Here is a 12,158-nt window from a genome sequence, read left to right on the forward strand (position 1 = left end):
AGCGCCAATGATATCCGCTCCCACCGCAGGGACATGCCGGCCGGAAGGGGGAATCAGCGTGCTCGGTAACCCGGACGCCAGCGCAGCGAGGGCAGCGCGAAGGCCAGGCCCAGCAGCGCGCCGGCCAGTGCATCGAGCGCCACGTGCTGCTTGACCGCCAGCGTCGACCAGGCGATGGCCGCGAACCACAGCCAGTTCAAGAGCCGCGGCCACAGCGGCGTGCGGGCCTCGCGCAGCACGTGCTCGAGCCGCACCGCGGTGAAGATCGCCACCGCCACGTGCATCGAGGGGCAGGCGTTGCCGGCCGCGTCCACGCCCTGCAGCATCTCGAAGCCCGGATAGCCCGAAACGTCGATGGCCAGAGGAGGTATCTGCGTCGGCCACAGATAGAACAGGCCCAGCCCGGTGAGGCACAGCCCGCCGACCCAGAGGCCGTAGACCAGCAGCTCGCGGAAGTTCGGCTGCAGCCCGGGCGCCACGCCCACGTAGAGCCACAGCGACAGGTAGGCGCCCAGGAAGTGCGGCTGGAACGGGACCAGCGCGTCGAGCGCGGTCAGCGGCATCACCGTGACCGGGAAGGCCGGGTTGCGCAGCAGGTGGAAGTAGCCGATGAAGAACAGCCAGGTGAAGACCGTGGTGCCGACCGCTTTCAGGATGAACAGGCTGCGCACGCGGCGCCCGATCTCGGCGCCCCAGGTGGGCGTGGCCGGCGCGGCGGGCAGGGGCAGGGGGAGCGGTCGGTTCATGGCGGGGTGGCGGCGATCTTGCCAGAGCCCCGTGACCGCCCGGCGCAAAGCACCTCAGGCGTGGGCGGACGAGGGGCCGCGCTTGCGATGCTGGAACGAAGTCGGCGAGCGCCCGGTGGCGGCCTTGAACATCGCGCAGAAGGCGCTGTCGGTGGCGTAGCCGCTGGCGGCCGCCACCTGGCTCACCGCCATGCCGCGTGCCAGCAGCGGCAGCGCATGCGCCATCACCGCCTGCTGGCGCCATTGCTGCCAGCTCATGCCGAGCTGGTCGCGAAACATGCGCGCCACCGTGCGCTCGCTGGCGCCGATGCTGGCGGCGCGTTCGGCCAGGGTGGCGCGGTCGGCCGGGTTGCGCAGCAGCGCCTCGCAGAGCTGGCGCAGCCGCTTGTCGGCGGGCAGCGGCACGTCGATGCGGATCTGCGTGGCGCGCTCGAGCTCGTCGACCAGGAGCGGCGCGATCATGCGTTCGCGCTGCGGCGCATGCGCGTCGGTGGGTGGCAGGCCGTCGGGCGTGGTGTCCAGCGCCAGCATCAGCGCGCGCAGCAGCGGGCTGATCTCGAGCACCTCGCATTTCTCCCAGGCCGGGCCCAGCCAGGCATGCAGGTAGATGGTGCGCAGCTCGGCGTCCTCGATCAGCATGATGCTGTGCGGCATGTCGGCCGGCACCCAGACCGCGCGCGAGGGCGGCACGATGTAGCTGCCGTCCTGGGTGTTGAGGCGGATCACGCCGCGGGTCGAGAAAGTGAGTTGCGGCCACGGATGCTGGTGCAGCTCGACGAAGGTGTCGGCGCTCAGGAAGTGTTCCTTGGCGCGCAGCGGCCGCACCGCGTCGGGCGCGTACAGGTGCGGCGTGAGCGAGGCCACGCTGGTGACCGGCGCGGGCACCGGGGCCGCGCGCGGCTTGTCGGGGCGCAGGGCGCCGTCCGCAGGGGTGGGGGGCTCGCTTGGCATGGTTTCGACAAATGTTGTCGCGGTATCGCCATTCTGCCGCCGGGCCCGGACATAGCATCGGGGCTTGCCCCGGTTTTTTGTAGCAATCCATGTCTTCCTCCGCCTCGACAACTCCCGACGCCACCGCCCCGACCACCCTGCGCAAGGACGCCCAACTGATCGGCCTGGTCGGGCTGGCGCATGCGATCAGCCACTTCAGCCAGCTGATCCTGGCGCCACTGTTTCCCTGGCTCAAGGACGCCTTCGGCGTGAGCTACACCGAGCTGGGCGCGGTGCTGACCGTGTTCTTCGTGGTCTCGTGCATCGTGCAGGCGGCCTCGGGCTTCATCGTCGACAAGCTGGGCCCGCGGCCGGTGCTGTTCGTGGGCCTGGGCGCGCTGGGGCTGGCCGCCTTCGGCTACGCGGCGGCGCAGAGCTACTGGATGCTGCTGCTGTGCGCCGTGGTCGGCGGCATCGGCAACGGCGTGTTCCACCCGGTCGACTACACGCTGTTCAACCGCAAGGTCGCGCCCACGCGCCTGGGCCATGCCTACAGCGTGCATGGCATCACCGGCAGCCTGGGCTGGGCGCTGGCGCCGGCCTTCGTGGTGCCGATCGCCATCGCCACCTCGTGGCGCGTGGCGCTGGCGTCGGCCGGCGTGCTCGCGATCGTGGTGCTGCTGGTGCTGTGGGTCTACCGCCGCGTGCTCGACCTCGACGTGAAGGCGGTGCACAAGGCCACCGGCCAGGGCGAGGCCGCGACGGGCGGGCAGTTCGACTTCCTGCGCATCCCGGCCGTGTGGATGTGCTTCGGTTTCTTCTTCTTCTATGCGGCGGTGATCAGCGTGGTCCAGACCTTCGCGCCGGTCGCGGCCGGCCACCTGCACGCGGTGCCGGTCGGCGTCGTGGCGGTGTGCCTGACGGTCTACATGGTGGCGAGCTCGGCCGGCATGGTGGCGGGCGGCTTCCTGGCCTCCGATCCCTCGCGCTGCGAGCGCATCGTGGGCCTGGGCTTCGGCATCGCCGCCGCGCTGGCGCTGGTGCTGGCCTTCGCCGACTTCCCGCCGCTGGTGGTGCCGGTGCTGTTCGGCGCCATGGGCTTCGTCTCGGGCGTGGCCGGTCCCTCGCGCGACCTGCTGGTCAAGCGCTCGACGCCGCCCAATGCCACCGGCCGCGTCTACGGCGTGGTCTACGCCGGCCTCGACATCGGGCAGGCCGTGGCGCCGCTGATCTTCGGCCGCCTCATGGACCATGGCCAGTACGTGGCCGTGATCGTGGGCCTGGCGCTGGTGCAGGGCGTGCTGATCGCGAGCGCCTTCAACGTGACGCGCGTGCGCCGCACGGCGCTGGTGCCGGCCTCGGCCTGAGTCCCTTCTCTCGCAGGGGGCGGCCGATATCATCGGCCGCATGCAGGCCTTGTATCTCTATGTGATCGTCGGCGCGGTGCTGGCGGGATTCGTGCAGGGCCTCTCGGGCTTTGCGTTCAGCATGGTGGCGATGTCGGTCTGGGCCTGGACCCTCGACCCGCAGCTCGCGGCCATCCTCGCGCTGTTCGGTGGCATGACCGGGCAGCTGATCACCGCCTTCAGCGTGCGCCGCCGCTTCGATCGGCACCTGTTGTGGCCCTTCGTCGCCGGCGGCCTCGCGGGCATTCCCTTCGGCGTCTGGCTGCTGCCGCACCTCGACGTCGAGCTGTTCAAGGTCTGCCTTGGCGCGGTGCTGGTGCTGTGGTGCCCCGCGATGCTGATGTCGCAGCGGCTGCCTCGCGTGCGCTTCGGCGGCCGGGTGGCCGACGGTGTGGCCGGTGCCATCGGCGGCGCGATGGCCGGCATCGGCGGCTTCTCGGGCGTGGTGCCCACGCTGTGGTGCACCCTGCGCGGCTTCGAACGCGACACCCAGCGCGCGGTGATCCAGAACTTCAACCTCACGATGCTGGTGGTGGCCTTCGCGCTGCACGTGGCGCGCGGCGGCGTCGCCGTGTCGACGATCCCGCTGCTGGGCCTGGTCGCGGTGGCCGTGTTCGTGCCGGTGCAGCTCGGCGCGCGGCTGTACATCGGCATCAGCGAGGCCACCTTCCGCAAGATCGTGCTGAGCCTGCTGACGGCCTCGGGCGTGGCGATGCTGGCCTCGGCGCTGCCGGTGCTGCTGCGGCGCTGAAGAAAAGTCGCGGAACCTTCGCGGGAGGACTGCCTCCAAACCGGCCCGGGGCCTTTCACGGCCCTTTCGTTTTTTCCGGAGCGTCCCCCCGAAATGCGCCTTTGAGCCTTCCTTGATCGCCGCGATGCATGACCACCGTGCATCGCCTTGCCAACGATTCATCGGAGGGCCGCATGGCTCATCGCACGCACGCACCGCGCCCGGGTTCAGGGCCGGACGCTTCCTTTTCTCTTTCCGCCACCGCCGGCTTCGAGCTGCGCCACGCCAGCCTCGCGCTGCCGGGCGGGACCCTGCTGTTCGACGATCTCCACGAGACCTTCCAGCCCGGGCGCATCGGGCTGGTCGGGCGCAATGGCGCCGGCAAGTCGATGCTGCTCGACCTGCTCGCGGGCCGGCGCGAACCCACCGCTGGCGCGATCGTGCGGCCGTCGCGCTGCGTGCACGTGGCGCAGAACGCCGGCGCCGCGCCGGATGTGGACCTGGCCGCGCTCGCGGGTCTCGCACGGCCTTTCGCCGCGCTCGCGCGCATCGAGGCCGGGCAGGGCACGCCCGCCGACTTCGATGATGCCGAGGGCTGCTGGGACCTGCCCGCGCGCTTCGCGGCCGCGCTCGCCGACGCGGGCCTGCCCTTCGCCATCGATCGCCGCGTCGACAGCCTGAGCGGCGGCGAGCGCACCCGCGTCACGCTGGCCGGTGCCTTTCTCTCGGGCGCCGATGCGCTGCTGCTCGACGAGCCTAGCAACCCTCTCGATGCCGATGCGCGGCGCTGGCTGCGCGAGCGGCTCGCGGCCTGGCGCGGCGTGGTGGTGGTCGCGAGCCACGACCGCGAACTGCTCGAGGGCATGGACCGCATCGTCGAGATCACGCCGGCCGGCGGCTTGCGCGGCTGCACCGGCGGCTGGCAGGCCTACAGCGACTGGCGCGAGCGCGAGGCCGACGCCGCGCAGGCCCGGCTCGCGCATGCGCGCCACGAGCGCGACGCCGCCTTGCGCGAACTGCGCCGGCAGCACGACGCGCAGCAGCGGCGCAGCGCACGCGGCGCGGCCTGGGCGCGCGATGTGAATCTAGGCGGTCTCCACCTGGGCCGCCTCAAGGGCAATGCCGAGGCCCATGCGGGCCGCGAGCACGAGCGCCAGCGCGAGAGCCGCGCGGCGCTCGATGCCGCGGTGCGCGAGGCGGCCGCTGGCGTGGCGCCAACGTCGGCGATTGCGCTCGCATTGCCGGACTCGGTGGTTCCCGCCGGGCGCCGCGTGCTGTGGCTCGAGGGGGCGGTGCCCGCGCAGCCGGCCGGCGCGAAGCCGCTGGACCTGTGCCTGCAGGGCCCCGTGCGCATCGGCATCGGCGGCCCCAACGGCTGCGGCAAGACCAGCCTGCTGCGCATGCTCGCGGGACGGCAGGCGCCGATCGCCGGGCGTTGCGAGGCTCCGCTGCGCTCGGCATGGCTCGATCAGGACGGCGGCGCCGCGATGCCGCCCGATCGGTCGTTGCTGCAGCAGCTCGATGCGCTGCATTCCCCGCTGTCCGAAGGCGAGCTGCGCACCCGGCTCGCGCTGCTCGGGCTCGGTGCGAGCGAGGTGCTGAGGCCGCTCGCGCAACTGAGCGGCGGCGAACGGCTCAAGGCCGCGCTGGCCTGCGCGCTGTGGCGCGGCGAACCGGCCGAGATGCTGTTGCTCGACGAGCCCACGAACCATCTCGACATCGCCTCGGTGCTCGCGCTCGAGCAGGCGCTCAAGGGCTTCCCGGGCGTGCTCGTCGTGGCCTCGCACGATGCGCGCTTCCTCGACGCGCTTGCGCCGACCCATCGCCTGGCGTCCAGCGGCAACGGCTGGACGCTGCGCGAATCGGACAGCCCTTAGGCCGCAGGCAGGATCTCGCGCACCCGCTCCCAGGGCCGGCACATCAGCGTGCCGCGCGGCGACACCACGATCGGGCGCTGCAGCAGGATCGGATGCTCGACGATGAAGCCGAGGATCTGGTCGTCGCTCCACGTCGGGTCGTCGAGCTTCAGCGCGGCGTACGGTTCTTCCTTGGTGCGCAGCAGCTCGCGCGCCTTCAGGCCCATCGCGTCGGCGAGCTCGCGCAGCTTCTTCTTCGACGGCGGCGTCTTCAGGTACTCGACGATCTCGGGCTCCACGCCGCTTTCGCGGATCAACGACAGCACGTTGCGCGAGGTGCTGCAGTTGGGCTTGTGGTAGATCGTCATCGGGTAGTCGGTGGTGGCTTCTTTGCGGGTCATGGCGCGATTATCGGAAGCCGCGGCGCGACGCGCGTCACTCGCCGCGTTCCCAGCCCGGCGTGAACGGAAAGCGCTCGGCCCAGAACGCGGCCAGCCGCGGCTCGGCGTCGACGCGCTTCACCACCTCGGCCATGCGCGGCGCCTCGCGGTAGAAGCGCTCGCGCCAGGGGGTCCAGCGCGACATCACGGTCACGTAGAGGTCGAGCATGCCGATGCGCTCGCCGAGCAGGTAGGGCGAGGGCGCGGCGATCTGCGTGTCCATCAGCCGCCAGCAATGGGCCACGCGCTCGGCCGATCGCTCGAGCATCGCGGGCTGCGCCGCCTTGTCGGGCACCAGGCGCGCGGGATCGTCGCGCACCCAGAACATCGAATAGATCGCGGCCGGCAGGTAGACCATCCAGCGCAGGTACTGCGCGCGCAGCGCATCGCCGGGCGCGGGGCAGAGGCCGGCTTCGGGATGGCGGTCGCCGAGCCAGAGCAGGATCGCCGCGCTCTCGGTCATCAGCTCGCCCGAGGGCAGCACCAGCGCAGGCACCTGGCGCATCGGGTTGAGGTCGGCGATGCGCTCGCGCTCGGCATCGCCTTCCCAGGTCGCGATGTCGACCGTGTCGACCCGGTCGCCGAGACCGATCAGCGTGAGCGCCGCATGCACGGGCGTGGCGCCCGAGCCGGGCGCGCCGTAGAGCGTGTAGCGACCGGGCGCGGCGGAGGGCGATGAGGTGGGGGATGACGGGGAGGCCATCCGCCCAGACTAGCGCGCCGGGGTTCAGGCCGCCAGCAGCGTTTCGACCTCTTGCAGACCTTTCAGCGTCTTGACGCAGGCCTCGGCCACCTCGGAACCCTTGACCGCGAAATGGCGGTGGAAGTACTTGCGGTGCTCCACGTGCTCGTGGAAGTGGTGCGGCGTGAGCACGGCCGAGAAGATCGGCACGTTGGTCTCGAGCTGCAGCGACATCAGCGTGCTGACCACCGTGCTGGCCACGAACTCGTGGCGGTAGATGCCGCCGTCCACCACCAGCGCGCAGGCCACGATGCCGGCATAGCGGCCCGACAGCGCGAGCCGCTTGGCATGCAGCGGGATCTCGAAGGCACCGGGCACGTCGAAGACGTCGATGCGATCGCGCGGCACGCCCAGGCGCTCCATCTCCTCGAGGAAGGCGTCGCGCGCCTGGTGGACGATGTCGGAATGCCACTGCGCCTCGACGAAGGCGATGCGCTGGCCGCGCGGCGCGTCCGTCGCGGCGATGGCGGAAAGGGGAAGGTCGTTGATCTGACTCATGGTGTGCCTCTTCAAAAGCAGGTTTCCTGAATCAGGGCGCACGAAACCACGGAGCAGACCGCACGCTCCACGGAAGAAGCGCGCGGGCCGGCCCGCATTTCGCGCTCTCTTTCATCCGGACTGTGACCGTCGGCCCCGGAATCGCACCGGGTCTGCTGACCCCGCGGCTCGTTGCAAGCCACGGGCGCTCGCGGGCTCATGCGGCGCCTTCGGTTCGAAGAACGCCGCCATCACCGCCGGTGGGGAATTGCACCCCGCCCTGAGAACGCTTGCCCCGGCTCGCACCGGGGCGGGGGCGATTCTAGGCAGGCGGCGCGCCCGGCCGTGTCGCGCACGGGCCAAGACCCCAGGCCGCCGGGGGTGGCCCGCGGCCGGCTCAGCGCGCCGAGAGGAACTCGGCCATGCGCCCGAGTTCGTCGTCGAGCGCCGCGCGGAAGGCCGCGCCGTGCGGCTTGCGGCCCTCTACGTAGCCGAAGACGGGCTGCGGCCGCCCCTCGGGCGCGCTCACGTTGGCCCAGCCGATCACGCGGTCGTGCCACAGCAGTGGCAGCGCGTAGTAGCCGAACTGGCGCTGCGGCGCGGGCGTGTAGGCCTCGAACTTGTAGGTCCAGCCCCAGAGCAGCTCGAAGCGGCGGCGGTCCCACACCACGGGGTCGAAGGGCGCGAGCAGGCGCACCGCGTCGTCGGGCGCATGGCGGCGCGAGGCCGGGTTCTCGTCGGCCGGCCAGTACCAGGTGGTGCCGTCGATGCGCAGGCTCGCGAGCTCCTCGCGCGCGAGGCGCAGCGCGGCCTGCGTCTGCGCCGACAGGTGCGGCGCGCCGTAGCCGAGCAGCCGCACCAGGTAGGTCAGGCTGCCGGCCGGCAGCGGCGCGTACTTGCGCACGATCAGTTCGATCAGCGCGGCCGCGCGGCGCGCGCGGCCGGCCGGGCTCTCGTCGGCCGGCGCATGCTCGACCGCCTCGTAGATGCGCGTGCCGCTGTCGCGCCGCACCACGCGCAGAAGACCTCGGTAGTGCATGCCGTCGAGCAGGTGCGTCGACGCATTGCCCGAGCCGCCCCAGTAGTTGCGCATGCGGCCGTGCGCGAAGTGCTGCTCGACCTCGCGCGGATGCACGCGCCCGCGCTCGCGCACGAAGGCCAGCACCTCGGCGGCCTTGCGCCGCGTCTCGGCGTCCCAGGGCTCGGCGGCCTCGCGCGGATGCATGAGCGCCAGGTGCTCGCGCGGCAGGAAGCCGTAGTTGACCAGGCAGTCCTCCTCGATCGCGAGCCGCGTGTAGCGGCGCTCGAGGTCGCCCGCGCGGTAGTCGTTGACGCGGTGGCGCAGCGTCAGGTCCTGCGCACGTGCCGGCGCGCGGATCGGATCGGCCTGCACGAAGCCGAGCTTCTTGATCGCGCCGGGGAGCGTGGTGGGCTTGAACAGGGTGCGCGCCACGGCGTAGCGGCGCAGGTCGTCGAGGCTGGGGGCGGGCATGGGCGCATTGCAGCACAGGCCGCCATGGCCTGCTCGCCCCCGGGGCCGGGCTCAGACCGCGCTGCGATGCCGCTCGATGCAGACGTCGAGCGTCTCGGCCCCCGGCCGCTGCCACCAGTCGAGGTTCGAGAAGATCTCGACCTCGCTGAAGCCCGCGAAGCCGGCGTCTTCGACCCAGCCGCGGATCTTCTTGAGCTCGACCACGCCGTCGCCCATCATCCCGCGGTCGGACAGCAGGTCGCGCGTGGGCGTGAGCCAGTCGCAGACGTGGTAGGCCAAGAGGCGCTCGCGGCCCGCGCGCGCGATCTGCTGCTGGAGCTTCGGGTCCCACCACACGTGGTAGATGTCGAGCGCCACGCCGAGCATGCCGCTCCTGCCGGCATCGAGTTCGTCGCAGAGGTCGAGCGCATGCTCCAGCGTGTTGATGCACGCGCGATCGGCCGCTTGCATGGGGTGCAGGGGCTCGATGGCCAGCGGCATGCCGACCTCGCGCGCGTACTCGAGCGAGGCCGCGATGCCGTCGCGCACCTCGGCGCGTGCGCGGGCGATGTCACGGTAGGCCGCCTTGCCGTCGAGCGCGCCGGGCAGCGCGCCGACCACCAGCACGAGGCAGGGCGCATCGAGCGTCTTGGCCTCGTCGATGGCGCGGCGGTTGTCGTCGAGCGCTACTTTCAGACCCGCGGCATCGGGCGCCGGGAAGAAGCCGCCGCGGCAGTAGCCCGAGAGGCCGATGCCGTGCGCCTTCAGTTGGCGCGCGATCTTGTCGATGCCGACGGCCGCGACCTGGTCGCGCCACGGGCTGATGGCGCGGATGCCGCGCTCGGCGCACTGGTCGACGATGCGGTCGAGCGGCACCTCAACGCCCGACTGCTTGCGCACCGTGGCGGTGTTGATCGAGAGCCAGTCGTGGTTCTGCGAGAAATCGCGCATGGACGGGCTCACTCCACGCCGTGCAGCGACAGCAGCGTCTTCATGCGCCGCACCGCGAGCTCGGGCTGCTCGAACAGGTTGGCTGCGTCGGCCAGCCGGAACAGCTCGGCGAAGTGCTGCAGCGAGCGCGTGCTCTGCTGGCCGCCGACCATGGTGAAGTGCTTCTGGTGGCCGTTGAGCCAGGCCATGAAGACCACGCCGGTCTTGTAGAAGCGCGTGGGCGCGGCAAAGATGTGGCGCGACAGCGGCACGGTGGGGCCGAGGATCTCGTGGAAGCGCTCGACGCGGCCCGCGGCCAGTTCGCCGAGGGCGGCGCTGGCGGCCGGCGCGATGGCATCGAAGATGCCCAGCAGCGCGTCGCTCTTGCCGTGCGTGGGATGGCTGCCGTGGCCGTCGCCCGCGATCAGCTCGGCGTAGTTGAAGTCGTCGCCGGTGTACATGCGAACGCCCTGGCCGTCTGGACCGCCGGTGGTCGGCAGGCGGCGGCGCATCGCGATCTCCTTGTCCTTGTCGAGCAACGAGATCTTGATGCCGTCGACCTTGTCGGGATGGGCCGCGATCACGCCGAGCGCGGTCTCCATCGCGGCATCGACGTCCTTGGTGCCCCAGTAGCCGGCCAGCGCGGGGTCGAACATCTCGCCGAGCCAGTGCAGCACCACGGGCTGCTTCGCCTGGCTCAGGATGCGGTCGTACACGCGCTCGTAGTCGGCCGGGCTCTTCGCCACGCGCACCAGCGCGCGGCTGCACATCACGATCAGCTTGCCGCCGAGCTTCTCGATGGCGGCCATCTGTTCCTCGTAACCGCGGATCACGTCGTCGACGCTCTTCACCGCATCGAGGTCGAGGTGGTCGGTGCCGCAGCCCGAGGCCACGAGCGCGCCGGGGATGTCGCTGGCGGCATCGATCGAACGGCGGATCAGTTCGAGCGAGGTCGGCCAGTCCAGGCCCATGCCGCGCTGCGCGGTGTCCATGGCCTCGGCCACGCCCAGGCCGAGCGCGTAGAGGTGGCGCCGGTAGGCGAGGGTGGCGTCCCAGTCGACCGCGCATTGCAGCCAGGGATCGATGGCCGCGAGCGGGTCGGCCACGACGTGCGCGGCCGAGTAGGCGATGCGGTCGAAGCGAACGCCCGCGGGCGGCTTCGGCGGCGTGCTGCCGCGCAGCGCGTAGTCGGCGAGCGCGCCGCCGGCGGTGGGGAGCTTGAGCGAGAGGGCCATGCGGTCGGGTCTCCGGGTCTCAGACCTTCAGCGCGGGCACGTCGACCCAGCGGCGGTCCTGCCACGACTCGAGCGCGGCCTCGACCAGCTGCACGCCCTTGGCGCCCTCGGGCAGGGTCCACTTGTAGGGTGCGTCCTCCACCACGTGGCGGATGAAGTGTTCCCACTGGATCTTGAAGCCGTTGTCGTAGAACTGCGAGTCAGGGATCTCCTGCCACTGGTCGAGGAAGTTCATGGTCTGCTTCTCGTCGGGGTTCCACACCGGGCGCGGCGTGGCCACGCGCGACTGGGCGCGGCAGCTCGACAGGCCGGCCACGGCCGAGCCGTCGGTGCCGTCGACGTGGAAGGTCACGAGGTCGTCGCGGCGCACGCGCGTGACCCAGCTCATGTTGATCTGCGCGATCACCGGCTCGCCGTTGTGGCCGGTGAGCTCGCAGGTGGCGTAGGCGGCGTCGTCGGCCGTGGCCTCGTAGGGCTGGCCGGCCTCGTCCCAGCGCTTCGGGATGTGGGTGGTGCCCAGGCACGACACCGACTTGACCTCGCCGAACAGGTTGTCGAGCACGTAGCGCCAGTGGCACATCATGTCGAGGATCATCCCGCCGCCGTCTTCCTTGCGGTAGTTCCAGCTCGGGCGCTGGATCGGCTGCAGGTCGCCCTCGAACACCCAGTAGCCGAACTCCAGGCGCACGCTGAGCATGCGGCCGAAGAAGCCGGCGCGGCGCAGCATGTCGAGCTTGCGCAGGCCGGGCAGGAACAGCTTGTCCTGCACCGCGCCGTGCTTGAGGCCGTGCTTCTCCTTGGCTTCCTCGGCCAGGCGCGCGATCTCCACCGCCTCGTTGAGGTTGGTGGCGATCGGCTTCTCGCAGTAGACGTGCTTGCCGGCGCGGATCGCCTTGGCCAGCAGGGTGGGGCGCATCTGCGTGGTGCCGGCGTCGAAGAAGACGGTGTCGTCCTTGTTCTCGAGCGCCTTGTCGAGGTCGGTGCCCCAGCGCTGGATGCCGTGGGCCTTGGCCAGTGCCTCGATCTTCTCGGCGTTGCGGCCGATCAGGATCGGATCGGGCATCACCTTGTCGCCGTTCGACAGCGTCACGCCGCCCTGGGCGCGGATGGCGCAGATCGAGCGGATCAGGTGCTGGTTCATGCCCATGCGGCCTGTGACGCCGTGCATGATGATTCCTAGACGTTGGGTGGGCAT

General features: G+C 71.2%; 12 protein-coding genes and 1 riboswitch. Of the genes, 3 read left to right on the plus strand and 9 right to left on the minus strand.

From position 1 onward, the window contains the following. Positions 1-53: 53 nt before the first annotated feature. A complete protein-coding gene (locus tag INQ48_11405) occupies positions 54-746 on the minus strand; it encodes a phosphatase PAP2 family protein (protein QRF59782.1) in 693 nt (230 codons plus the stop codon). A 54-nt stretch (positions 747-800) separates the two neighbouring features. Next, entirely contained in the window at positions 801-1,631 is an 831-nt protein-coding gene (locus INQ48_11410) for a helix-turn-helix transcriptional regulator (protein QRF60697.1), read from the minus strand. Between the two features lie 155 nt (positions 1,632-1,786). Here INQ48_11410 and INQ48_11415 point away from each other — a divergent pair, with 155 nt between their 5' ends. The 3 genes from INQ48_11415 (at position 1,787) to INQ48_11425 (ending at position 5,689) form a co-directional block, all read left to right on the plus strand. Then, positions 1,787-3,043 carry an MFS transporter gene (locus INQ48_11415; protein ID QRF59783.1) on the plus strand — a complete coding sequence of 419 codons (1,257 nt, stop codon included), beginning with the start codon at positions 1,787-1,789 and terminating at the stop codon, positions 3,041-3,043. A 40-nt stretch (positions 3,044-3,083) separates the two neighbouring features. Then, positions 3,084-3,833, plus strand: a complete 750-nt coding sequence (locus INQ48_11420; protein QRF59784.1) for a sulfite exporter TauE/SafE family protein — start codon at positions 3,084-3,086, stop codon at positions 3,831-3,833. Positions 3,834-4,006: 173 nt separating this feature from the next. Beyond that, positions 4,007-5,689 (plus strand): ABC-F family ATP-binding cassette domain-containing protein, encoded by a 1,683-nt coding sequence (locus INQ48_11425; GenBank protein ID QRF59785.1) that lies wholly within the window; start codon positions 4,007-4,009, stop codon positions 5,687-5,689. Here INQ48_11425 and arsC read toward each other — a convergent pair. The 7 genes from arsC to INQ48_11460 form a co-directional block, all read right to left on the minus strand. Next, entirely contained in the window at positions 5,686-6,069 is a 384-nt protein-coding gene (gene arsC, locus INQ48_11430; protein ID QRF59786.1) for an arsenate reductase (glutaredoxin), read from the minus strand. The two genes, INQ48_11425 and arsC, sit on opposite strands and share 4 nt — an antisense overlap. Positions 6,070-6,103: 34 nt before the next feature. Continuing rightward, positions 6,104-6,811 carry a glutathione S-transferase family protein gene (locus INQ48_11435; GenBank protein QRF59787.1) on the minus strand — a complete coding sequence of 236 codons (708 nt, stop codon included), beginning with the start codon at positions 6,809-6,811 and terminating at the stop codon, positions 6,104-6,106. Positions 6,812-6,835: 24 nt separating this feature from the next. Continuing rightward, positions 6,836-7,348 carry a 6,7-dimethyl-8-ribityllumazine synthase gene (locus tag INQ48_11440; GenBank protein ID QRF59788.1) on the minus strand — a complete coding sequence of 171 codons (513 nt, stop codon included), beginning with the start codon at positions 7,346-7,348 and terminating at the stop codon, positions 6,836-6,838. A gap of 99 nt (positions 7,349-7,447) precedes the next feature. Beyond that, positions 7,448-7,619: riboswitch (FMN riboswitch) on the minus strand. Positions 7,620-7,724: 105 nt separating this feature from the next. Beyond that, the gene (locus INQ48_11445; GenBank protein ID QRF59789.1) at positions 7,725-8,819 is read right to left on the minus strand and encodes a YcaQ family DNA glycosylase; all 1,095 of its coding nucleotides are present in this window, start codon (positions 8,817-8,819) and stop codon (positions 7,725-7,727) included. Between the two features lie 51 nt (positions 8,820-8,870). Continuing rightward, positions 8,871-9,749 carry a sugar phosphate isomerase/epimerase gene (locus INQ48_11450; GenBank protein QRF59790.1) on the minus strand — a complete coding sequence of 293 codons (879 nt, stop codon included), beginning with the start codon at positions 9,747-9,749 and terminating at the stop codon, positions 8,871-8,873. Between the two features lie 8 nt (positions 9,750-9,757). Then, the gene (locus INQ48_11455) at positions 9,758-10,963 is read right to left on the minus strand and encodes a dihydrodipicolinate synthase family protein (GenBank protein QRF59791.1); all 1,206 of its coding nucleotides are present in this window, start codon (positions 10,961-10,963) and stop codon (positions 9,758-9,760) included. 19 nt (positions 10,964-10,982) lie between these two features. Then, entirely contained in the window at positions 10,983-12,158 is a 1,176-nt protein-coding gene (locus INQ48_11460) for a Gfo/Idh/MocA family oxidoreductase (GenBank protein ID QRF59792.1), read from the minus strand.

The sequence above is a fragment of the Variovorax paradoxus genome (assembly GCA_016806145.1).
Lineage (GTDB): Bacteria > Pseudomonadota > Gammaproteobacteria > Burkholderiales > Burkholderiaceae_C > Variovorax.

Coding starts and splice junctions, on each gene's coding strand:
- INQ48_11455 (QRF59791.1), bottom strand. CDS start 10,963: ATGGCCCTCTCGCTCAAGCTCCCCACCGCCGGCGGCGCGCTCGCCGAC.
- INQ48_11415 (QRF59783.1), top strand. CDS start 1,787: ATGTCTTCCTCCGCCTCGACAACTCCCGACGCCACCGCCCCGACCACC.
- INQ48_11435 (QRF59787.1), bottom strand. CDS start 6,811: ATGGCCTCCCCGTCATCCCCCACCTCATCGCCCTCCGCCGCGCCCGGT.
- INQ48_11425 (QRF59785.1), top strand. CDS start 4,007: ATGGCTCATCGCACGCACGCACCGCGCCCGGGTTCAGGGCCGGACGCT.
- arsC (QRF59786.1), bottom strand. CDS start 6,069: ATGACCCGCAAAGAAGCCACCACCGACTACCCGATGACGATCTACCAC.
- INQ48_11420 (QRF59784.1), top strand. CDS start 3,084: ATGCAGGCCTTGTATCTCTATGTGATCGTCGGCGCGGTGCTGGCGGGA.
- INQ48_11405 (QRF59782.1), bottom strand. CDS start 746: ATGAACCGACCGCTCCCCCTGCCCCTGCCCGCCGCGCCGGCCACGCCC.
- INQ48_11460 (QRF59792.1), bottom strand. CDS start 12,158: ATGCCCACCCAACGTCTAGGAATCATCATGCACGGCGTCACAGGCCGC.
- INQ48_11440 (QRF59788.1), bottom strand. CDS start 7,348: ATGAGTCAGATCAACGACCTTCCCCTTTCCGCCATCGCCGCGACGGAC.
- INQ48_11450 (QRF59790.1), bottom strand. CDS start 9,749: ATGCGCGATTTCTCGCAGAACCACGACTGGCTCTCGATCAACACCGCC.
- INQ48_11445 (QRF59789.1), bottom strand. CDS start 8,819: ATGCCCGCCCCCAGCCTCGACGACCTGCGCCGCTACGCCGTGGCGCGC.